General features: G+C 43.1%; 27 protein-coding genes and 1 riboswitch. Of the genes, 20 read left to right on the top strand and 7 right to left on the bottom strand.

The features are described 5' to 3' along the window. The first annotated feature begins 126 nt into the window (after nt 1-126). The 4 genes from ACN9MT_RS02820 (at nt 127) to ACN9MT_RS02835 (ending at nt 2,815) form a co-directional block, all read left to right on the top strand. Complete coding sequence (locus ACN9MT_RS02820; protein ID WP_056063508.1) at nt 127-1,464, top strand: hemolysin family protein; 1,338 nt, start codon at nt 127-129, stop codon at nt 1,462-1,464. 176 nt (nt 1,465-1,640) lie between these two features. Next, nucleotides 1,641-2,075: an organic hydroperoxide resistance protein gene (locus ACN9MT_RS02825; protein WP_035412467.1), complete on the top strand. Its 435-nt coding sequence runs from the start codon at nt 1,641-1,643 to the stop codon at nt 2,073-2,075. A 26-nt stretch (nt 2,076-2,101) separates the two neighbouring features. Beyond that, the gene (locus ACN9MT_RS02830) at nt 2,102-2,275 is read left to right on the top strand and encodes a hypothetical protein (RefSeq protein ID WP_197026247.1); all 174 of its coding nucleotides are present in this window, start codon (nt 2,102-2,104) and stop codon (nt 2,273-2,275) included. 27 nt (nt 2,276-2,302) lie between these two features. Then, complete coding sequence (locus tag ACN9MT_RS02835) at nt 2,303-2,815, top strand: type 1 glutamine amidotransferase domain-containing protein (RefSeq protein WP_035412470.1); 513 nt, start codon at nt 2,303-2,305, stop codon at nt 2,813-2,815. A 47-nt stretch (nt 2,816-2,862) separates the two neighbouring features. Here ACN9MT_RS02835 and mce read toward each other — a convergent pair whose 3' ends face one another. After that, nucleotides 2,863-3,273 (bottom strand): methylmalonyl-CoA epimerase, encoded by a 411-nt coding sequence (mce, locus tag ACN9MT_RS02840; protein WP_035412473.1) that lies wholly within the window; start codon nt 3,271-3,273, stop codon nt 2,863-2,865. A 264-nt stretch (nt 3,274-3,537) separates the two neighbouring features. Between mce and ACN9MT_RS02845 the strand changes: the two genes are divergently transcribed. The 7 genes from ACN9MT_RS02845 (at nt 3,538) to ACN9MT_RS02875 (ending at nt 9,815) form a co-directional block, all read left to right on the top strand. Further along, nucleotides 3,538-4,983 (top strand): murein hydrolase activator EnvC family protein, encoded by a 1,446-nt coding sequence (locus ACN9MT_RS02845; protein WP_035412477.1) that lies wholly within the window; start codon nt 3,538-3,540, stop codon nt 4,981-4,983. Between the two features lie 202 nt (nt 4,984-5,185). Further along, nucleotides 5,186-6,463, top strand: a complete 1,278-nt coding sequence (locus ACN9MT_RS02850; protein ID WP_290754054.1) for a murein hydrolase activator EnvC family protein — start codon at nt 5,186-5,188, stop codon at nt 6,461-6,463. A 64-nt stretch (nt 6,464-6,527) separates the two neighbouring features. Continuing rightward, a riboswitch (TPP riboswitch) is annotated at nt 6,528-6,638 on the top strand. A 115-nt stretch (nt 6,639-6,753) separates the two neighbouring features. After that, nucleotides 6,754-7,557, top strand: a complete 804-nt coding sequence (gene thiD / locus ACN9MT_RS02855; RefSeq protein ID WP_056063516.1) for a bifunctional hydroxymethylpyrimidine kinase/phosphomethylpyrimidine kinase — start codon at nt 6,754-6,756, stop codon at nt 7,555-7,557. Next, the gene (thiM, locus tag ACN9MT_RS02860; RefSeq protein ID WP_035412483.1) at nt 7,538-8,305 is read left to right on the top strand and encodes a hydroxyethylthiazole kinase; all 768 of its coding nucleotides are present in this window, start codon (nt 7,538-7,540) and stop codon (nt 8,303-8,305) included. Before thiD ends, thiM begins: the two co-directional genes overlap by 20 nt. Further along, a complete protein-coding gene (thiE, locus tag ACN9MT_RS02865; protein ID WP_035412485.1) occupies nt 8,295-8,933 on the top strand; it encodes a thiamine phosphate synthase in 639 nt (212 codons plus the stop codon). The genes thiM and thiE overlap by 11 nt, the downstream gene beginning before the upstream one ends. Nucleotides 8,934-9,046: 113 nt before the next feature. After that, nucleotides 9,047-9,388: a hypothetical protein gene (locus tag ACN9MT_RS02870; protein WP_426272743.1), complete on the top strand. Its 342-nt coding sequence runs from the start codon at nt 9,047-9,049 to the stop codon at nt 9,386-9,388. A 58-nt stretch (nt 9,389-9,446) separates the two neighbouring features. After that, nucleotides 9,447-9,815, top strand: coding sequence for an ArsR/SmtB family transcription factor (locus ACN9MT_RS02875; RefSeq protein WP_035412491.1), 369 nt, complete (start codon nt 9,447-9,449; stop codon nt 9,813-9,815). Between the two features lie 44 nt (nt 9,816-9,859). Here ACN9MT_RS02875 and ACN9MT_RS02880 read toward each other — a convergent pair whose 3' ends face one another. Both ACN9MT_RS02880 and ACN9MT_RS02885 read right to left on the bottom strand, forming a co-directional pair. Continuing rightward, nucleotides 9,860-10,498: a CHASE3 domain-containing protein gene (locus ACN9MT_RS02880; RefSeq protein WP_426272744.1), complete on the bottom strand. Its 639-nt coding sequence runs from the start codon at nt 10,496-10,498 to the stop codon at nt 9,860-9,862. A gap of 201 nt (nt 10,499-10,699) precedes the next feature. Next, nucleotides 10,700-11,566, bottom strand: coding sequence for a YitT family protein (locus ACN9MT_RS02885; protein WP_035412496.1), 867 nt, complete (start codon nt 11,564-11,566; stop codon nt 10,700-10,702). A 136-nt stretch (nt 11,567-11,702) separates the two neighbouring features. On the opposite strand from ACN9MT_RS02885, the gene ACN9MT_RS02890 reads away from it, so the two are divergent. Together ACN9MT_RS02890 and ACN9MT_RS02895 are read left to right on the top strand one after the other, a co-directional pair. Further along, nucleotides 11,703-12,305: a hypothetical protein gene (locus ACN9MT_RS02890; protein WP_426272745.1), complete on the top strand. Its 603-nt coding sequence runs from the start codon at nt 11,703-11,705 to the stop codon at nt 12,303-12,305. A 183-nt stretch (nt 12,306-12,488) separates the two neighbouring features. Then, nucleotides 12,489-13,325, top strand: a complete 837-nt coding sequence (locus tag ACN9MT_RS02895; RefSeq protein WP_035412502.1) for a formate/nitrite transporter family protein — start codon at nt 12,489-12,491, stop codon at nt 13,323-13,325. A gap of 35 nt (nt 13,326-13,360) precedes the next feature. On the opposite strand, the gene ACN9MT_RS02900 is transcribed toward ACN9MT_RS02895, so the two are convergent. Further along, the gene (locus tag ACN9MT_RS02900; protein ID WP_035412504.1) at nt 13,361-13,780 is read right to left on the bottom strand and encodes a YkvA family protein; all 420 of its coding nucleotides are present in this window, start codon (nt 13,778-13,780) and stop codon (nt 13,361-13,363) included. Between the two features lie 98 nt (nt 13,781-13,878). Here ACN9MT_RS02900 and ACN9MT_RS02905 point away from each other — a divergent pair, with 98 nt between their 5' ends. Next, nucleotides 13,879-15,102, top strand: coding sequence for an aminopeptidase (locus ACN9MT_RS02905; protein ID WP_035412507.1), 1,224 nt, complete (start codon nt 13,879-13,881; stop codon nt 15,100-15,102). 55 nt (nt 15,103-15,157) lie between these two features. Here the strand turns inward: ACN9MT_RS02905 and murB are convergent, their stop codons facing one another. Next, nucleotides 15,158-16,072 carry a UDP-N-acetylmuramate dehydrogenase gene (gene murB / locus ACN9MT_RS02910; RefSeq protein WP_035412510.1) on the bottom strand — a complete coding sequence of 305 codons (915 nt, stop codon included), beginning with the start codon at nt 16,070-16,072 and terminating at the stop codon, nt 15,158-15,160. A gap of 245 nt (nt 16,073-16,317) precedes the next feature. On the opposite strand from murB, the gene ACN9MT_RS02915 reads away from it, so the two are divergent. From ACN9MT_RS02915 to ACN9MT_RS02930, 4 genes are all read left to right on the top strand, one after another. Beyond that, complete coding sequence (locus ACN9MT_RS02915) at nt 16,318-16,833, top strand: GNAT family N-acetyltransferase (RefSeq protein WP_035412512.1); 516 nt, start codon at nt 16,318-16,320, stop codon at nt 16,831-16,833. Between the two features lie 14 nt (nt 16,834-16,847). Beyond that, nucleotides 16,848-17,333 (top strand): GNAT family N-acetyltransferase, encoded by a 486-nt coding sequence (locus ACN9MT_RS02920; RefSeq protein WP_052019161.1) that lies wholly within the window; start codon nt 16,848-16,850, stop codon nt 17,331-17,333. 29 nt (nt 17,334-17,362) lie between these two features. Continuing rightward, complete coding sequence (locus ACN9MT_RS02925; RefSeq protein WP_035412515.1) at nt 17,363-17,722, top strand: hypothetical protein; 360 nt, start codon at nt 17,363-17,365, stop codon at nt 17,720-17,722. A gap of 113 nt (nt 17,723-17,835) precedes the next feature. Next, nucleotides 17,836-18,771, top strand: coding sequence for a hypothetical protein (locus ACN9MT_RS02930; RefSeq protein WP_035412518.1), 936 nt, complete (start codon nt 17,836-17,838; stop codon nt 18,769-18,771). Here ACN9MT_RS02930 and ACN9MT_RS02935 read toward each other — a convergent pair. Then, nucleotides 18,760-19,590, bottom strand: a complete 831-nt coding sequence (locus ACN9MT_RS02935) for a GNAT family N-acetyltransferase (protein WP_349680038.1) — start codon at nt 19,588-19,590, stop codon at nt 18,760-18,762. The genes ACN9MT_RS02930 and ACN9MT_RS02935 overlap by 12 nt on opposite strands. A gap of 149 nt (nt 19,591-19,739) precedes the next feature. Between ACN9MT_RS02935 and ACN9MT_RS02940 the strand changes: the two genes are divergently transcribed. Further along, nucleotides 19,740-20,003, top strand: coding sequence for a hypothetical protein (locus ACN9MT_RS02940; protein ID WP_035412522.1), 264 nt, complete (start codon nt 19,740-19,742; stop codon nt 20,001-20,003). Nucleotides 20,004-20,102: 99 nt separating this feature from the next. Here ACN9MT_RS02940 and ACN9MT_RS02945 read toward each other — a convergent pair whose 3' ends face one another. Then, complete coding sequence (locus ACN9MT_RS02945; RefSeq protein ID WP_426272746.1) at nt 20,103-21,014, bottom strand: hypothetical protein; 912 nt, start codon at nt 21,012-21,014, stop codon at nt 20,103-20,105. A gap of 143 nt (nt 21,015-21,157) precedes the next feature. Here ACN9MT_RS02945 and nfsA point away from each other — a divergent pair, with 143 nt between their 5' ends. Further along, nucleotides 21,158-21,904 (top strand): oxygen-insensitive NADPH nitroreductase, encoded by a 747-nt coding sequence (gene nfsA / locus ACN9MT_RS02950; protein ID WP_290787962.1) that lies wholly within the window; start codon nt 21,158-21,160, stop codon nt 21,902-21,904. The last annotated feature ends 11 nt before the right edge of the window (nt 21,905-21,915 follow it).

Here is a 21,915-nt window from a genome sequence, read left to right on the forward strand (position 1 = left end):
GTAAGGAAGCTTTGAAAGAATAAAGCTTCTTTTTGCTGTAAACGACCAGATGCCTTTGCATCTGGCTTTATATTAATGGAGGTGAATCCCCTTTCTTCGGGGAAACGATTGGACAGTACACACTCAATGGAGACATTCGACACGACGACGATCATTATTCGACTACTCGTCATTGCACTACTCATCATTTTAACCGCTTTTTTTGTTGCCGCCGAATTTTCGGTCGTCAAAATGCGAATGTCTCGAATCGATCAGTTGATTACAGAAGGAAGCAAGACTGCGAAAGTAGCGAAAAGGCTGCTTGAGAATTTGGATTATTATTTATCAGCCTGTCAACTTGGAATTACCGTGACAGCGCTTGGTCTCGGGTGGTTAGGAGAATCGACGGTAGGTGCGATTCTCAGTATGTTGTTCGAAGAAATCGACATCCCAAACTCCGTTTCGACGATCATTTCGTTCGTCCTTGCATTCTCAATTGTAACGTTTCTTCATGTCGTGCTTGGAGAACTAGCTCCTAAGTCCTTGGCTATTCAAAAGACGGAAGCCATCACGATGTTACTCGCACCACCGCTTTATTGGTTCGGTAAGGTCATGAAACCTTTCATTTGGACATTGAACGGTTCAGCCCGGGTCATTCTTCGTTTGTTTGGTGTTGAACCTGCTGGTCACGAAGAAGTTCACTCGGAAGAAGAAATTAAAATCATCATGACGCAGAGTTACAAGAGTGGAGAAATCAACCAGACCGAACTTTCCTACATGCAAAATATCTTCTCGTTCGATGAGCGGATCGCGAAAGACATCATGTTACCGCGGACAGATTTAATCACGATTTCGAACGATGCATCGATGGAGGACATTATTCGTCTCGTTGAAGAGTATCAGTTCACACGTTATCCGGTAGCGGAAGAAGGAGATAAGGATAAAATCCTTGGCTTCATCAATGCAAAACAATTATTTACGGACCATATGGCGAACAAGGGGAAAGCATTAAGTTATTATATCCACAACTTGCCGATCGTATCCGAGTATTCACCTCTTCAAGACGCGATGCTGAAGATGCAGGTGGAACGGACGCCAATGGCACTCGTCATTGATGAATACGGAGGGACAGCTGGTGTCATCACGATGGAAGACATATTGGAGGAAATCGTCGGAGAAATCCGAGACGAATTCGATAAAGATGAGAAAGCGGATATCGAACAGATTCATGAGCGATTATACCGGATTTCAGGTCGTGTCTTGATTGATGACTTAAATGAACGCTTTAACCTAGGTATTGAAGAAGAAGATATTGATACGATTGGTGGTTGGGTCATGGCACAGGATACAGAAGTATCAAGTGGTCAAGAATTCCGCTATCAAGCGTATACGATCAAGGTCATGGAAGTCGATAACCACCAAGTGAAGTCGATTTATCTTCAATTGCCTGATCAAGAAGAAGTTGCAACAGAGGATATCGGATAAAATAGCAAAATCAAAAGACGATGGACATTAAGTTCATCGTCTTTTTTCGTTATTGAAAGAATGGCAGGGTAAAGGGATTGAACACTCCTTGTGTTTATCTCCGCCAGTGACGGGTATTACTGTTTATGTGGCAAAAAAGTCTTTTTTTAATTCAACAGGAAAAGGGGTTTTCTATCATGTCAAACGTCATTCTTACTTCACGCGCATCTGCAGTCGGTGGTCGCGACGGGAAAGTCGCTTCAGATGATAACGTCATTAATCTTGATTTAGTCATGCCTGGAACAAAAGGCAAAGAAGACATTCCGACATCAAACCCGGAACAGTTATTCGCAGCAGGATATGCCGCTTGTTTTGATGGTGCCTACAATTTGATGGCGCGCCAAGCGAAAAAACGAGTCGAGACGCGGACGAATTCAGAAGTCAGCCTCTTACAGGACGAAGCGGATAACGGTGTGAAAATTGCGGCGAAACTCGTCGTCGAAGTCGTTGGGGTATCGCAAGAAGAAGCAGAAGAACTACTTGAGAAGACACACAATTTCTGCCCGTATTCAAAAGCGACTCGTGGCAACATCGATGTTGACCTTTCTGTTAAAGTCGTCGATTCGTTATAAGAATACATCCTTAAGGAGGGTTTTCGATGGCACCAAAAGAAACCGATCGTCCAAATGAAAAATTGGAAGATGAACGGGATCGTCTGTCTGATAAAGAACGGAAACTGACAGAGGAGCAGCAGAAGGAAATCCTAAAAGGGAAAAACGAGATGCCAGATGATCCGGTTTCTCCACGAGATCGCGGAGAAGATCCGATTTAAATTCAAATAACTTGGGAGATGAATCACATGTCTAAAAAAGTAGCAGTCGTACTCGCCGATCATTTTGAAGATGTAGAATTCACTGGACCGGTTGATGCGTTAAAAGAAGCGGGGCACGACATTACTGTCATTGGTGCCAAAAAAGGTGCAGAGCTTGTTGGTAAACAGGAAGATGCAAAAGTAACCGTTGATCTCTCAATTGATGAGACATCGGCGGCAGACTATGATGCCCTTTTGATACCAGGTGGATTTTCACCAGATTTACTACGCGAAGATGAGCGTTTCGTCTCATTCGTCGAAGAATTCGATATGTCAAAAAAACCGATCTTCTCGATCTGTCATGGACCTCAGTTGATGATTAACGCCAAAATCGTTAAAGGAAGAAAAATGACAGGTTATAAATCAATTCGCATCGACCTAGAAAATGCTGGAGTAGATTTCGCGGACGAAGAAGTCGTCGTTGATGATAATTTTATCTCAAGTCGACAACCGGATGACATTCCTGCATTCAATCGAGAAATCGTTGCAAAACTCGGCTAATCGTATAAAACAAAAATCAGCACTGCGTTGTCGCAGTGCTGATTTTTTTATGAGTTCTCTGGATAATCACAGAGTTCCGTGATAACCCCATGTGAATGACGAGGGTTCATATAAATCAGTCGTCGTCCAAACGGCGTCGTTCGATACGTATCTTCTAAAAATGTTAAGCCTTGTTGTTTTGCTTCGGCGATTGCTTGATCTAAATCATCAACACGGTAGGCAATGTGATGGACTCCTTTTCCACGTTGTTTTAAAAAACGAGCGATTGGACTATCCTGGCTAGTTGGTGTCAACAGCTCGATATGCGCATCATCGAACTCGATGACGGCGATGTTGGAAGCGACACCAGGTGCGGGGTTTGAGTACTCTTTTGTTAATGTTCCACCAAGTACTTTTGTATAAAATGAGATTGCTTCTTGCATATCGCGAACGGCGATGCCGGTATGATCTAGTTTCATCTGATGTTTCCCTCCATTCGCTTCAGTTTCCCAAAAATGAATCAAAGTTGCAATGGGAAGCTGTTTTCCATCATTTTCTATTACATAGAAGAGGAACAATTTATTTAAAATGAAATATCACTGAAATATTATGGAAGAGGAATGAATGCTATAATCAAAAACGTTCCTATAAATAAGAAAAACTATTATAGAATTTAATTTTAACGTAACTGTTATTCCATATAATTCATCGACATACTACTAGAGAAAAAGAGGGAATACTACATGAAAAAAACGTTCGCGTCGCTCATCGTTTCCGCACTAGTTCTTTCATCAGCACCTCATTTTGCAGCAGCTGACGATTTAAGTGAACAGAAAGCTAAAAACGAACAACAGCAACAAGACAATGCTAAAAAACAAAAAAACTTAGAGTCTTCCGTTAATCAGGAGGGTCAAAAAATTTCTAAGACGCAACAAGAAGTCAATCGATTAGACGAAGCCTTGAATGAAAAGATCTTTGCTGTCGAAACGAAAGATCGTCAAATTAAGGCGACGGAACGAGAAATCGTTCAACTTGGAAAGGAAATCGAAAAGTATAAAGCGAAATTAAAACGCCAAGAAAAACTACTTGGGGATCGTCTTCGTGTCATGCAAGAAAATGACGGGAACTCGATTAAATGGGAAGAAGTCATTTTTGGGGCAAAAAACGTCGGTGACCTCGTTAGCCGTGTCATGGCCGGAAAATCGATTTCAAAGCAAGATGATAAAATGATCACGGATTATCAAAATACGCAAAAGCAATTAGCGGATGCACAACAAGAAGTGAAAGACAAGAAAGCACAATTGGTTGTTGAAAAGCAAGAATTGAAACGCCAACAAGCAGAACTTGAATCGCAATTAAAAGAGCGAAACAAACGCTTAAAAGAATTACGTAAGAAAAAAGAGAAATTTGAAACACAATTGATGGATGCAAAAGAAGTCCAGCAAATTCTGATTGCTCAAGAAAAAGCGATTGCAGCTGAAAAGGCAGCACGTGAACGTGAAGCACGTATCGAAAAAGAGCGTCAAGCTCAAGCAGCACGTGAAGCAAAAGCGCGAGCAGAAGCTGAAGCAGCTCAAGCAGCGGCTCAAAAAGAAGCTGAGCAACAAGCAGCTAAAGAAGCAGCGGCTCAGCAGGCAGCACAAGAGAAAGCGTCGCAAGCCGCGAAACCTTCTGGTTCGACGAAACAATCGACTCCAAAAGCATCTACACCTGCGCCAGCACCAGCTGCGCCAACACCGTCAGCACCTGCGACACCTAAACCGTCACCATCATCCGGTGGTCTGTTCATCCATCCAACGGTTGGGGCTGTCACGCAAGGCTATGGCTCAGCAGGTGGAGAAAACGGTTATACGTTCCATAACGGGATTGACTTTGGTGGTCCGGTTGGAACTCCAATCGTTGCAGCTGCAACAGGAACAGTCATTACAGCATCAGGTGGTGGTCCTTACGGAAACCACATCATGATTGCTCACCAATTAAACGGTAAAACGTACACAACATTGTATGCTCATATGAGCGCACTCAATGCTCACGCAGGTCAACGCGTCAGTCAAGGTGAACAAATCGGTTTACGTGGAAGTACTGGGAATTCAACTGGTCCACACTTACACTTTGAAATCCACGTCGGTGGATACAGCTATAGTGCAACTGGTCCAGCTAGCTCAGTGAACCCAATGACGATGTTTTAAACAGTAAAGAATCGTTGCTTATGCAGCGGTTCTTTTTTTGCGATTTTCAAAAAATAAATGATTATATTACAAAAAAACGTTTTCATTTGAAATGTAAATGAAATTTTTTTGAAACGATTAGGGTGCTATAATCTATTTCAGATATGAGAGAAACTTGAATACTATAATAAAATATGAAAAACATAAGTGAGGAAAACGATATATGCTAAAAAAACTAATTTCTACCATTGTTTTAGGAGCATTACTTATAACAGGAACACAACCAATTGCAGCAGCAACGATCAAAGAAAAAAAGGCTGAAAATGCCGCAGAACAACGTAAATTAGAAAAAGCAATTAAAAAACAAGAGTCGAAAATTTCGAAAGAACAACGTCAAATCAATCGAATCGATGCAGCGATCAACGAAAAGATTTTTCAGATTTCCGAAAAAAATAAACAAATCGAGAAATTGAATTTGCGAATCGATGAATTAAAAGCAGACATCGTTCGCTACGAAGAGATGTTGAAAAAACAAGAAGAACTACTCGGTGATCGTCTACGTGTCTTCCAAGAAAACGATGGAAACTCAATCAAATGGGAAGAAGTCATTTTTGGATCGAAGGATTTAGGTGATTTATTTAGTCGTGTCATGGCAGGGAAAAAAATCGCGGAGCAAGATGATAAAATGATTTCGGATTACATCGCAACCCAACAAAAGCTAGCGGAAGCAAAACAAGCGCTCGTTGAAAAAAAGGCGGAGCAGGTTGAAGAGAAGAAAACATTAATCGAACAAAAAAAAGCGTTGAAAGTTCAAATGAAAGAACGCAGTGCTACGCTTAAAAAATTACGAAAAGGTAAGACGAAGTTTACGACAGAACTTCTAGACGCGAAAGAACTACAAGCCACACTTGAAGCTCAAGAACGTGCGATTGCGGCAGCGAAGGCAGCAGCTAAAGTAGCGGCTGAAAGAGCAGCAGCCGAGAAAGCAGCAGCTGAAAAAGCCGCTAAAGCGAATGCTCAAGCAGCAAAACAAGCAGGTAAGAGTTCAGAATCACCTACTTCAGTTGCCCCACCCGTTGTTTCGAGCGGTGGGAAATTCGTTCGTCCATCTTCTGGTGGCGTATCACAAGGGTTTGGACCAGCAAGCGGTGCGAACGGCTATACGTTCCATAATGGTGTCGATTTCAGTGGTTCGGTCGGCTCACCAATCGTCGCAGCAGCAGCTGGAACGGTCATTACAGCTTCAGGTGGTGGGCCTTATGGAAATCACGTCATGATTTCTCACTTCCTTGACGGGAAAGTCTATACGACAGTCTACGCTCATATGAGTTCATTATCTGTTCATGCAGGACAAACAGTTTCTCAAGGTCAGCAAGTTGGAACACTTGGTAGTACTGGGAATTCAACAGGACCACACTTGCATTTCGAACTACATGTCGGAGGCTATCAGTACAGTGCCTCTTCTCCTCTGAATGCAGTTAATCCATTAGCATACCTATAATTCAAAACGAGCTTCGGCTCGTTTTTTTCTTGCCGCTATGCTACAGTTAAGGCGAAATGAATACTTGAGCAACTAGGGGAGCTGGAGGAATCCGGCTGAGAGGAAAACCAATCTGTTTTCGACCCTATTACCTGAACTGGATAATACCAGCGTAGGAAAGTTGAGCCGAACGGATACCGAAATGGTTGGATAACGATTTCGTATAGCGTCGACTGCTTTTTTACAGCGGTCGACGCTTTTTTTGTCGGTAACAACTCCCTTACATTGCTCGATGGAAAGGTGAGAAAAATATGAAACATGTATTGACGATTGCGGGATCTGACTCCGGTGGTGGAGCTGGAATTCAGGCAGATTTAAAGACATTTTCGGCATTGGGCGTTTATGGGATGAGTGTTTTGACGGCGGTAACGGCTCAAAATACACTGGGCGTTCAAGCAGTAGAAGAGTTATCATCGGAAATCGTTGATGCCCAATTAGCTTCAATCTTTTCAGATATTCGTGTGGATGCTATCAAAATCGGTATGGTCTCGAATGCACAAACGATTCACGTCATTGCAACACATCTTCGCAAACAGACAGTTCCGATCATACTAGACCCTGTCATGGTCGCAAAAGGCGGGCATGCCCTATTGCGGACGGAGGCAGAGGAAGCACTAATCGCGGAGTTACTGCCACTTGCGACACTCGTCACACCAAATTTACCGGAAGCAGAGCGCTTAACAGGGCAGTCAGTTACTAATCTAGAGGAGATGCGACTGGCGATGCATCAGTTGGCTATGAAGACTGGAGCCGTCTTGCTAAAAGGTGGACATCTACCGGGAGCTGCCACGGATTTATTATGGGACGGGCAAGAGGAATACCGTTTCACATCAGATCGGTTAGATAATCAACATACTCATGGAACAGGCTGTACCTTATCTGCAGCGATTGCGGCACGGATGGCACTTGGAGAAGCTTTACCGGACAGTGTACGTCAGGCCAAGAAGTATGTTACAGAGGCGATTCGTCATGGATTTGCTCTCGGACAAGGGATTGGACCGACACATCATTTTCATTCACTTTGGAGGGATACACATGTTTACGACCATTCTTAAACACAAACCACTCATTCATCATTTGACGAACACAGTCACGATCAATGATTGCGCCAATGTCACACTCGCCGTTGGCGCATCTCCAGTCATGGCGGAGGATATTCGCGAAGTGGAAGAGATGGTTCGACTTGCGCAAGCTCTTGTCTTGAACATTGGAACAATTGATGCAGACATGCAAGCAGCTCAACGACTCGCCGCAAGCGAAGCGAGACGCTTGAACGTTCCGATCATCCTTGATCCAGTTGGAGCGGGAGCTACATCATTGCGTACGTCCTTTTCAAAAGAATTGAGTAGACTCGGATGTACGGTCGTTAAAGGAAATGCTTCAGAAATCAAGACATTGCTTGGGGAGAATGGACGAACAAAAGGAGTCGATGCTGCTAGTGATGAGATCATGGATCGAGAAATCATTCGTGCATTCGCTCGTAAACAAAAGTCCGTCATTGTCGTCACAGGTCCAATCGACTACATCACGGACGGCATGCGCGAAGTGGAACTACAAGTAGGTACGCCGCGTCTCGGAGACGTCACAGGTACGGGGTGTATGACAGCTTCTTTGATTGCGAGTTTTCTTGGTGCAGGATATTCTGCGTTTGAGGCAGCAGTCCACGGAACATTTATCATGGGAAAAGCAGGAGAACAGGCAGCATCAGAAAAAGGTCTAGGTAATTTCAAACGAGAGTTGTTCAATGCAATCAGTCTGATGACGGAGCAAGATTTGATGGAGGTGGTAGAACATGTCAATTGATTATTCCATTTATGCGGTGACAGATCGTCGATATCATCCGGGAGTTGCAATCGAAACGGTCGTTGAAGAAGCGATTTTAGGTGGTGCAACGATTATACAATTACGGGAAAAAACAGCGCAGGGAAAGGAATTCTTCGAACAGGCAGTCCGGTTAAAGAGATTGACGGATCGTCATGATGTTCCTTTGATTATCAATGACCGAATTGATATTGCGTTACTTGTCGGAGCTGGTTTGCATATCGGACAAGAAGATATTCCTCTAACCGCAGCGCGACGTCTCTTACCGAACACTGTGATTGGCGTATCGGTAGCAACCGTCGCGCAAGCGATTGAAGCAGAACGAGATGGAGCATCTTATTTAGGTGTAGGTTCTCTATTTGCGACGTCATCGAAAGCAGACGCCGACTCGATGTCACACACGATGCTTCAAGCGATTCGCGAAGCCGTGCGCTTACCTTTAATCGGCATTGGTGGAATTACGGCAACGAATGTCGCTTCTCTTCCTATCCCATTAGAAGGATATGCGGTCATCTCGGAAATTTTTGCTAAAGAAGATCGACGACGTGCTGCACAACATATGACAGATGCTGTATGGGAATGGCATCAATCTCTTCAGAACAGGGTATAATCCGTTCAGAGGTGATTGTATTGAAATGGCAGACGATCCGTTTTCGGGGCTATTGGATCCGGTATCGATTGGAACCACAAATCATTCGCGTGGATAATCGGGGGATCTACCATTTGGGGAAAATTTTATTTCCGCGTCCTAATCGTGTATCTTATGAAATGGCTCTCTTGCTGAAGGAAAAGTATGAAAGACGCTACAAACGTCCGTTGTATATCAAGACAAGTTCGATCGCTACAGAAATTTGGGGACACACCCACTTAGACATCTATTATCGAATACTGCTTCGTCTCCCGATTCCTTCTCGATTACGTAAGCGTTATAGGAATCGATTGGAGAGTACGAAGATCATCGATATCGGTGTACGTGCGGTCGATCAAAATCGAATCGTTTGGGATATCGGTGATTACGTAGGGGGATGGTTGGTATTTTGGCTCATTCGTAGGCGGATGCGCTGAACTTGCAAATGTCCTGTTTCTCATGGTGCAATATAGAAATAGAAACGAGGTGACGGACATGGACATTCCCCGTTGTGAAACGATTGCTATTGATGAACAGCGTGCGTCTGAGATTGGACAAGTCGTTGATACGATTCCGACGCTTGAAATCGGAAAATTATTTAAGATCCTTTCAGATGCGACACGACTACGAATCGTTTATGCGTTGACGATCGAAGAGGAATTGTGCGTTTGTGACGTCTCTGCTTCTGTCGACTGCTCGATTGCGACAGCATCTCATCATCTTCGCTCCCTGTTGAAACAAGGGCTCGTCAAGTTTCGTAAAGATGGAAAAGTCGTGTATTATTCTTTAGATGACCATCATGTGTCGTCGCTTGTTCATATGGCGATGGAGCATGTACAAGAGGGAAAAGCAGTATCTGAATAATTTTTAGAGTAAACGAAAAGCGCAGCTTTGGCTGCGCTTTTCGTTTACTCTAAGGACGATTCGTCTGACTTGTTAGGTGCGAACCGGTGGGAAAAAAAGATCGTCGCACTAATTAATAAAAAGGACAGAATAGAGAGACTGAGACACATCCATTTATATGTAGCGACTAAAGTATCTGATTGTTGTAATTTTGCTTGAAGTGTCTTATACAAATCATCTTTCACACGAGATAAGTCCTCGAGAATCGTTTGTGTCGTTTGCGTCGTTTGTTTGGCAAGGCGCTTTGCTGCCGTTGGACTCTGACGCTCATAGACGACGAATACTCGTTCAATCTCGGACTCCCAGACATTATTGCGACGTAATAAATCCTTGATTGCTCCTGGCGTGGTCGACGATTGATTTAGACTGTTTCGTAAATCATGAATTTTAGAAGTAGAAAAGTAATACTGTTCGAGATAACGACTATCTTCATACAATAAAAGACCACGCACCGCATTGGCACGATCTCGGTTATGTTCAACCAACTGGTCCACTTGATTGATTAACGGTATGTCATGATCCTTTATTTGCTCTGTTATCGTTGCAATCGTCCGATAACCGGATAGGGCGTAAATGATTGGGATAGAAGCGAATAAACTGATCAAAAGGATCAGCAGAATACGCTGACGCCAAAGTGAGTGCATGCAATCATTCCTTTAAATAAATAGACATGTCATAAGCTTAACTACTATCGCAAAAAAAGTGAAGCCTGTCCATTTTTTGAATAGGGAGAAGAAAGTAAAAAAATCAGTATTCCTAATAAAAAAGCAGGAAAGCTGGTGCAATACGAGAAGCTGTTTTAAAGTAAACGAAATAGAAAAAGCACAGCTAGGCTGCGCTTGAGTTTAAAACGAATACGAATGTTCCTTATAATTCCCAAAAACAGTATGGATTTCTGAGAACGTAACGAACGCGTTAGGTTCGACAGAAGAAACGATTTCTTGCAAACGGACGATTTCATTATTTTGAACGACGACATAGACCATTTTCTTCGTTCGGTTGGAGTATCCTCCCCGTGCATCAAGGATCGTCACACCACGACCAAGTTCTTTTGTGATGACTTCATTTATTTCATCCGCCTTTTCGCAAATAATGATACATTGCTTAGAAGCGGAATAAAAACTGTAAACCGTTTGAAGAGCTTTGGCGCGAACGAAGCTCATGATAAGAGCATACATAACGTGTTTCAAATCGAAGACCCACCATACCAAGATATAGATGACAAGATCTTGCATCAGAAATATGCGAGGAAGTGGCCAATTATGAAAACGAGCAAAGAAAAACTTTCCAAGAATATCGAGTCCACCAGTCGATGCGCCACCAAAGAAAATCAATGCCATTGCAAGACCAGAGACTAGACCGGCAAAGATGGAGGCAACAAGCGGATCATTCAACGACTCGGGAACGATCTGAGTCGGAATCCAGTCGATTAAAAAAGAAGAGGCAACGACAATGATGCCAGATAAGAACATGAATCGCTTTCGTAAGAAACGGAAACCTAAAAGGAAAAGGGGAATGTTTAAGAGCAATTGGGTTAATCCGATTGGAGTGTGGAAAAGCTCTTGAATGACAAGCGTGATCCCCATGATACCACCTGATCCGATATCATTTGGAGATAGTAGTAAGCTGATGTACAGGGAATACAGCAACGTACCTATGATTAAAAAACTGATTTTTTCAACTCTCTTTTTCTGTGGGTGTGTTGTAGTCATGGCATTATGATGAGTGACCTCATGCTCCTCCTTCTGTGAGTATCTGCCTGCAAGAGTACGCCCATATGCATAAAATTTCAACCCTTCTTATGAAAAAAGATGAAAAAGGGTAAGTTTTTTTAGGAAGGTGATGAAAATGAAGAAAACATTCTTGATTATAGGCTGTATTTGTTTAGGCGTATTGGTGGGGATTCGTCTTTTTCAACAACCAGACGAAGAAAACCAACGATCTATTTGGCATGATGGTGATCTCGTAGCGAGACAAGTCGGTGCTTCCATGATGAATACATTAGCTGTTCGCCAATTAGCTGAACAACTCCCGTTTTCATCAGAATTAAAACAGGTAGATGTCGAAGGAGAGTCGTTACGGCTCGCTTATGACGTCACAGGCAAAGAACGGCGTGCTTGGATCGGGACCGATACTGGTACATTACAAATGAATCAGGATTTCTTGAACGCTCGCTTATCAAAAGTACTTATGCATCATACGCTCGTTTTATTTTCGACGATTCCTGACTTGACCAATCTTGAAATTCACTATACCGATCCCTATTCGAAAGCTGATTTTAAGATAGATCGTAGCGCGTTCGACATCTATACACCATCTGACATCGAACGCGCTACGTCATCGTCTGGACGTTTTAATCGTGTCGTCATCGATGGATATGTGCTTGATGCCTCCAGACGACAAACCTTTTTCGAGCGTTTCGCATCAGGATTTTCGATTCAAACTAATTAATTGTATAAAGCAAGAAAAGGCATTTTTCACAATCTCGACACAATGATATCGTTTACATCTCGTTCTTTTATGAAAACGATAAAACAGGTCGATTCAAGACTTGAACATCTCTTAAGATGGAAGTATCATAATAAATGAATAAACATTGTGAAGTGTTGAACAAAAGAAAGAGAGGTTTCTACAATGAACGAGGTAGAAGCATTAGAAGGATTACGGAATAAAGCAATCAAGTCGACACGTATGCTACAACTGCGTCCTCTCGAATACTTAGTTCGTGCCATGTTAGCGGGGATATTCATTGGATTTGCAATCATTTTTACCTTAAAAGCAATTAATGGGCTGTATATGGCAGAATCACCTGTCGCGACACTTGTCGGTGGATTGACGTTCGGAGTGGCACTCGTCTTGATCGTTTATGGCGGTGCAGAACTGTTTACAGGGAATACGATGTATTTCACGACGGCAACGATGCGCGGCTATACAACGAAGATGGATACGATGAAAGTCTGGTTGATTTGTCTGATCGGAAATGGTCTTGGAGGATTAGCATTCGCACTACTCTTCTCTCAAACAGGTATCTTACAGGAACTTGGAATGAACAATTGGTTGTTTGCTGTATCGGAAACAAAAATTCATCATTCGACGTGGGAAATCTTTACTCGGGCAATCTTCTGTAACTGGATGGTCTGTTTAGCAATTTTCATTCCGAAGAACATGAAGAATGAGTTAGCGCAAATCATGATGATGATGGTACTTGTCGCAGTCTTCTTCGCATCAGGATTTGATCATGTCATCGCAAATATGGCATTGTTCTCTATCGCATTAATCGTGCCACATCCGGATACGATTACGTTTGCAGGAGCCATGCACAATCTTTTACCGGCTTTAGCTGGGAATATCATCGGTGGAGCAGTCTTCATGGGAATGATTTATACGTGGTTGAATAAAGAAAAACTAGAAATAGATGAATCACGTCAATCTACGGCACCGGTTCATATCGCTTCTAAACAAAATGCATAATGAAAAAGCAGCTGTCGCGACAGCTGCTTTTTCATTCATTCCATATGTTGAAAGCGATCAACATCTGCGGCGAGTTCTTCGTAAATCGTCTCGACGATTTGTGCGTCATCAAAGAGTCCGAGGACGTTATCGTCCGGTAAGGCGTCAACAGGAGACGTAAAGTACAGAACTGCCGTTAGCAATAATTGTTCTTGCTCTGCATGCATCTCGAATTTTTTCTGATAGAGGGCACGAAGCATTTCGAGTAGTTGTTTTAATTGGAAATAAAGGACGAGTTCTGCCTCGCGTTCGATATCAGAACTTTCCGTAGACGCGATATCTTGTGTCAGATGTGCGAGTCCGATTTCTGCTCGAATCAACAATTCTTGTTGTGCTTTTTCATCACCGACGAGATCGAGTGCCTGTCGGTGAAAATACGTATAAGCTGATTTAAAATCTCCGGGTGTGAATTCCATGATGATGCCTCCTTCTCTTCTCTTTCTAGTTTCGCCTTATTTCTTGCAAAATTGCAACTATTTCGTGAAAATAAAGATACAAGAAAGGGGATTACATAATGCCGACACAAGCAGAATTACAACAGTACGCGTCTTTAGCAGTGCGTACCGGGATCAATCTACAGCCAGGACAACAACTTGAGGTGCGAGCGGGAATCGAGAACTTACCACTTGTTCGCGAAATCACACGTGTAGCATATGAAGTAGGTGCTACGCAAGTATATGTACAATGGTCAGATGATGAGATGACGAAAATCCGTTATTTTGATGCACCAGAAGACTCGTTTGATACATTCCCGGATTGGTTAAAAGCACGTTACGATCAGCTTGCAGAAGAAAAAACAGCATTCTTATCGGTCGTCAGCGAAGATCCAGATTTATTAAATGGTGTTGATTCAAGTCGAATCGCGCGTGCGAATAAAGCAGCTGGTATTGCTCTCGCCAATTGGCGAAAGTTCGTCATGAGTGACAATGTCAGCTGGTGTGTCGTAGCAGCACCTTCTGAAAGCTGGGCGAAGAAAGTATTCCCTGATGCAGAGGAACCGATTGAGGAACTGTGGGCAGCTATTTTGAAGGCAACACGTGCTGATCAAGCGGATCCGGTTGCTGCATGGGCGGATCATGATCATAATCTGCGTTCAAAAGCGAAATTCCTGACAGAGAAGAAATACAAAACATTGCATTATACAGCGCCAGGAACAGAGTTATCAATTGAATTACCAGAACGTCACGTTTGGTTAGGTGGCGGTGGTCCGAATGCAGATGGTGTTGATTTTATCGCGAATCTGCCGACTGAAGAAGTGTTCACATTACCGAAGAAGACAGGTGTTAACGGTCATGTCTCGAGTACGAAACCACTCAGCTACAGTGGTAACTTGATTGATGAATTTACTCTTTGGTTCGAGGACGGAAAAATCGTCAAAGCGGAAGCGAAACAGGGGCAAGAAGCATTGGATGATTTAATTTCACTCGATGAAGGTGCCCGGTATCTCGGAGAAGTCGCGCTCGTACCACATCGTTCTCCGATTTCTGATTCAGGTATTTTATTCTACAATACGTTGTTTGATGAGAATGCTTCGTGCCACTTAGCGATTGGTCGTGCGTACTCGACGTGTCTTGAAAATGGTCCCAGTCTTTCAGCGGAAGAACTAGAAGCACAAGGTGCGAACGACTCGATGACGCATGTCGACTTCATGATTGGATCCGCGGATCTATCAATTGAGGGAGAACTTGCAGACGGGACGCGTGAATCAGTCATGCGTGACGGAAACTGGTCGATCTAAACGAATAAAAAGGTGAGTCCGAATACTGGGCTCACCTTTTCTGATTAGATTATTATCATACTTCTTCCCCAATGATTTTTACTTCTGTCTCAAGTAAAATACCGAATTTTTCTTGGACGGTTTCTTGTACATGGCGAATGAGTGCAATGTAGTCAGATGCTGATGCGTTTTCGACGTTGACGATAAAACCGGCGTGTTTCTTTGATACTTCAGCACCACCGATGCGTGTTCCTTGGAGTTCACTATCTTGAATCAATTTACCCGCAAAATAGCCTTCTGGACGTTTGAAGACACTACCACAAGAAGGATATTCGAGAGGCTGCTTTGTTTCTCGTTTATGCGTTAGATCATCCATGACTTCCTTGATCAATGCTGGATCACCCTCCGTCAAAGCAAATCGTCCTTCGAGAATGATGTATTCTTTCTTTGAGAAACAACTCGTCCGGTATCCCAGTTCGAGTTCATCATGCGAAATGTTCAACAGATCCCCTTGTCGTGTCAAAACAGTGGCGCTATGAAGGCAATCTTTGACTTCTCCACCGTAGGCGCCCGCATTCATGATCAACGCGCCACCAATCGTTCCCGGAATCCCGCAAGCGAATTCAAGACCACTCAGTTGATGCGCATACGCAACACGAGACGCCTCGATGATTGCTGCGCCACTTTGAGCGACGAGTTCATGTCCTTCGACCGAAATGTCGGTTAACTTTTCAAACGAAAGAACGATACCGCGAATACCGCCATCACGTACGACGAGATTCGATCCGTTCCCGAGCAATGTCAAAGGGATGCCTCGTTCGTAAGCATATCTTACGACAAAAGCCGTTTCTTCATAAGACGTTGGGATGATGAAGAGATCAGCGATTCCTCCCATTTTTGTATACGTATGATATTTTAAAGGTTCATTGATCAGTACAGATTCTTTTGAAATGCCTTCATATAGCCCTGTCATTACTTGTTCAGTCATCATGGTCTCAGTCCTTTTCATAAATTCCTATCCAGCGCTTATGCGCTCAAAATATATTTTAACATTAATTGTGCAGTCGTTGTTCAACATACTGTTCCCAAAATACCGACTTATGCCGGGAATTGCAAGCACTAGAGAGTGAATGTCATCGATTAGTAATGAAAAACATCGCACAGGTAGAATAATAGGGAAGAGGAATGAAGGGAAAAGAACTCGGGAAAAGAAACATATAGAAGGAGGCGATGAGGATGGAAAGTGAACGATTATGGATGCGACCATTCGAAGAAGCGGATTTCAGCTTTTACAAGTCACTTGTTCAAAATGAGCAAGTCATGCGCTATATCAATGGTGGCGTTGCTCTGAGTGAAGATGAGGCACGAGAATGGTTCGATCGACAATTGGAACGATACTCGGATGAACGACAAACTGGTTTTTTGCTGTTATTCAAAAAAGAAACGAATGAACCAATCGGTTTCGCTGGATTATTGATGCAGGAAGTGGATGGAAAAGAAGAATTAGAAGTCGGTTATTGGCTCGAACCGAAGCACTGGAAAGTCGGTTATGGTCGTGAAGCAGCGAAACGTCTAATGATGGAAGCGTTTAATCGAGGGCATGATCGAATCATCTCGATCATTCATCCCGATAATCGTTCTTCTCAAAATGTCGCTCGCGCAAACGGTCTGAACTGGGAAAAAGATACGATTTTTAAAGACATTCCGGTCACGATCTATGCTGGACAATTATCACGACTTTGTCGTAACTAAAGAGGAGAGTTTTTATGTACGCATTCGCATTTGAGTCTTTTCATCACATGACACCCGATACGTTATATGCATTGTTGAAATTACGAATGGATATTTTCGTCGTTGAGCAGGAGTGTGCATATCCGGAACTAGATGATCAAGATCAACAAGCCACACACCTGATCGTACGTAACGAAAGCGGTCAAATCGTTGGATGTCTTCGGATATACAACCATCCGACAAAAGGATTAGCGATTGGCCGGGTTGCCGTTCATCGTACTCACCGATCAGTTGGATTGGCAAAACAAATGATGGAGAAAGCGATGGATTATTTGCAGGAAAAAGCTACGATCTACTTACAAGCGCAAGCGCACTTAGAAGGGTTTTACGGGTCATTTGGTTTCGAAACTGTATCCGAACCTTATTTAGAGGATGATATTCCACATGTAGATATGCAGTTTTACGCAAAGGATTCTAAAAAAGACTTCACGTCGTCGAAGGATAAACCGATGAATAAGTAGAATGAACTTTTCTCGGAGGTGGATCAGTCATGAAGAAAGTGCTGGTCATTTGCGCGCTTAGTTTAATCGGTATCCTCTCTTTAGGAGTCGGTATTTCGTATGCTCAATTGCAAGGGAATTACCGTGATTCTGAGCAAGAATTGATGACGATTTTAGAGCGACAACATGATTTATCGGCTTCCTCCTTTCTTGAAGTGCATGCCTCCTTTTCTTTACAGCATCGGCAAATCATACACGTCCGCCTTCGTGGCGAGCCTGCCATCACATACGAATTCATCCAACCAAAGGATGAAATCGAATATTATGGATCTGTCGGAACAAGTGTTGAAAAGACAGGGAAGCACGATGACGTCTTTCGAAATGCTCATCTAAAAGTCGGGGAAAAATAAAAAAATGGAGGATCTTCCGGAAACAACGGAAGATCCTCCATTTTTTGCTTTTAAGACGATCGGATATTGCGTACACTACGAAGAGATACTGGAATGAGGAGGTCGAGGGAATTATGTGGAAACCCTTTACGAAAAATCAATCAATTGCTCCGGCGTTGCAAGCCTTTCGGGAACTTGACGTTGAGATGTTTCGGACGCACGTTGCTCAACTGAACGATGCGGAACAACGTGCCTTACAATTCATTAAACGATCGCTAGAGCAGGATTCACCTGCTCATTTAGAACTAGCACTGGAGATGAAACAACCGTTCAGCGAAATCGATCGTCTGTTCCAAACGCTTGTCGCGTGTCAAAATCGTCAGCAGTTACTCGAGATGCTATTAGCGCACGGTCTTGACGTCAATCAAGTCTACACACTTGAGGGTCATCGCTCCATCGTCCGGCAGCCGCTTCACTTTCCTGTAGGTCTTTATGCGGCGCGTCATCCAGAGCTATGGACACTTGTCGCTACAAAATTGGACGTTACCTACACAATGCATCTTCAACGCAGTGATCAATTCATGGAGACGCATGAATTAAATCTGCTTGATCTCGTCTTATTACTTGATATCGAAGAAGAATTGACGATTCGAGTGCTGGATCAGCTGAGCGAATGCAAAGCGACCGTTGGGCTAGCAGAACGATTACAGCGCCCGACTTCACCGTTGTTGTTCAAAACAATTGAGGCAAATGCCTATCTTCCGACGTTCGTTTATGCGAAACATTACTTTCCATTCTATGCGTTGATTGGACGGCAAACGACGCTCTTTCCATCTTTATTAAAACGTGTGATGCAAGAGCCTGTTGCATCTGAAATCTGTAAGGATGCCTTGCTTGCTTTCCATAACCATCATCCTGGACTTGCTATGACAATGGGAGACGTCTATATCGAACAGTTATTCGGGATGGGTCTGGTGCTTCGTGACGTGGGGCACGTTGATTTTAGAAAAATGGATGCGGAGTATGTGTTACCTGAATACAGAGAGGTCGTCGATCGGTTAAACGATTAACGGGGGATGATCTGTGCTAAATGTATGCCAATAAGAGGTTAACTGGATATCGCAAAACATCGTGGGACGATATAGTCGTAATACGTCTTGCTGTGTTGAAAGAAAAAAGACTTCAAACGTTTGAATGTTCGAACGTCGTAGTTTTTCCTGAAACGTATGGAGTATGCGACTTCCGTAGCCTTGACGTCTCAGCCCAGGTAGACAGGTGATTTCAAGAAGACGAATGTTCGGACCGAGTTTTTGAAATAAGAGTGTACCAACGATCAATTGCTTATCATAGACTAAATAAGGAACAGCTTTTCGTCTGATTAACTTTTCTAAATCAGCAACACTGTGAGGGAAGAAGTGGGTGGATCCTTTGAGGGCATCGTTACGAAGAGCCAAATACGTATCTTGATTGCGTTCATGAACAGCTTTCAAACGCAATGTGGCAGGTTGTCCGTCTGATAATCCGATCAAACGAAATTGTTCGGCATATAAACTGTAGCCAAGCTCTTTCCAAATCGAGGTTACAGAAAGGTCATGTGGTGGAGAAACTTGTACGTGAATTTGTCGACACCCTTGCCGAAGGGCATGTGTGTGTAATGAAATGGCGAGACGACGGAAGGCTTGAATATCATGAAAAGCTCCGTTCGTTAAACGAACGACATCATGTACGACATGATAGCCAAGTGTCGCCTGGATCTGATCAGACTCGAGGTAAATCCATTGACACTCTTCAAGAGGCTGAAAAAATGAAACATCATACGGCTGTTGATGAGAATGTAGAAGTTGATGGACGTGTCGTCTTTGAACATGAGACAATTGACCGTAATACACGATAGGCAAATTAAATTCCTCCTTTAAGAAAGTGAAGATGGTTGCATCTCACTTTTATTTTACAGGAAATAAAAGGTATTTATATCTTTTGTTTCAAATAAAAAGTAGATGGATTCCTGAAGATAAGAAAGAATCGAGGCAAAAATATCATGAAGTATTTTTGGATCATCATTGGGTTATCAGGATTTCTAATCAGTGCGGATACATTGACAGTAGAAGCACGTGATTACGATGAACCGGGCGTGAGTAGTTCGACGACGTATGGTAATTATGGAACGGAAGACCATATCATCGTTGATCGAAAAGAACCAATTTATGAAGGATTCGATTCACCAAACGATATGGCATTTTTATTTGCCTGTATTGCTTTACTGGCAACGGTTGGACTTGGAATCGTTAATGCTTCTGATTGAGATGAATCTGCTCTGAGCCACGAGAATACAAAAAAGCAAGTGACGCTGTCCGTCACTTGCTTTTTTGTATAGTATGAGTGGTTAGGAAGAGAAGGATCCTTAAAAATGAATACGTTTTTTACGTCCGACGCGCTCTATACGATCATGCTCTTGTTCTAGTCCAGCGCGCTCGAGGAGGTCGAGATAATAACGAAAAGGAGTCGAACGATGCGAAAAGTAAGGAATATATTCTGTGAACAGCATTGTCTCCGCTCGTTCTAAGGCTCGTAGTGAAATCAGGGCATGCAACTCTGCAAAGCGAATTTCTTGATAAGTGGATAAAGCATCTGCATCGATTCGGACATGTGACTGTAGTTTTTTTGCATGCACGTTCAAGCAATTGATATAGGCTTCTTGGTGTTCTGCTGTCTCACAGTGGGCAAGTACGGCAAGTAAAAGATCACTGCGTTCGGTATCAACGTCCATTGGAACTTTCAAGGCAGTATAGAGCGCGCGTTCCATCCACTCGATGCTATGATTATCATTTTTATAATAACCGACTAATTCTTGAAAAAAATCGACTTGTGAGACTTTTAATAGTCGAAAAGGATCGTTACTTAAAAATAAAGGTTCTTCTCCGGCAGCTGACGAAAGAAGAAAGAAAAACTCCTCAAAGGCAATCTGGGTTCCATTTTTGCGATGTGCATAATGTCGTAAATGCTTCAGCAAACGTTTTGCGGTAATATACCAATTCTTTTGTTCGCGAAGCGGTACGATTGGGTTTGGCTCAAGGTACTGTAAGTCGTATGCCAATTGGATGAACCGATCTGTCTGTGCGATGGTTTGTTCGACGGTCGGTTGTTCCTGTTCTTTTTGCAAATCCTTATACTTCACGAACTGTGTCAACATGGCGTCAAACTCTTTCTCTTCGATGACTTGTTTCGGAAGTTGACGATAGATTTCGACGATGATATCGCGAAGGGTCGTATCGCCATACTGTTCCAATAAAAGACGTAGTTTCCGTATTCTCATGATCGACCTCCTTCGCCAAAAAAGCACAGTACAACACTATTCATTTCCCGCTTTTTTCATAAACCGAACCTCTTCATTTGCGCTTTTTAGTCAGAGACGACTATCTTAAATAAGAAGACTATTACAGAAGGGGACAATTACTCATGAATGAAACCATTCAACATTTACTCAACCACCGGTCAGTCCGGAAATTTAAACAACATCAATTAGACGAAAAGACAATCGAGACACTTGTTAAAGCAGCGCAGGCTGCATCGACATCTTCTTATCAGCAAGCCTATGCGATTATCGGTGTCGAAGATGAAGAATTGAAACGACAACTAGTCGACGTTGCAAGTGGTCAACAATACGTGGCAGAAAATAGTTATTTCTTTGTATTTTGTATGGATTACCACAAACACATGTTAGCAGCAGAACTAGCAAGGGGGGATGTAAGTCGGACGATCGAGACGACAGAAGCACTTGTTGTGGGGGCTGTTGATGCGGGACTCGCTGCTCAAAATTTAGTCGTAGCTGCCGAGTCGCTCGGATATGGAACAGTCTATATCGGTTCACTGCGTAATGATGCCCGTCGTGTCAGCGAGCTCTTACAACTTCCTGATCACGTCGTACCATTATTCGGAGTCGCAGTTGGTCTTCCGGATCAGCAACCTGGTAAAAAACCCCGCCTTCCGATGGATGCGGTCTTCCACCGGAATACGTATACTGATGACGATACGATGCGTGACTTACTGGCACAATACGAAGAGTCGACGTCATCGTATTACGGAGAACGGACCGGTGGTCAACGGACAGAAGGGTGGGTCAAACAGATGGCTGCCTCGATGCACGAACCGAAACGGACGTATCTCCGCGAATTCTTGAAAGAGAAACAAATCGCAAAAGATTGATACGGAGGTAT

Origin of the sequence: Exiguobacterium sp. R-17 (assembly GCF_049913315.1) — a bacterium.
Lineage (GTDB): Bacteria > Bacillota > Bacilli > Exiguobacteriales > Exiguobacteriaceae > Exiguobacterium_A.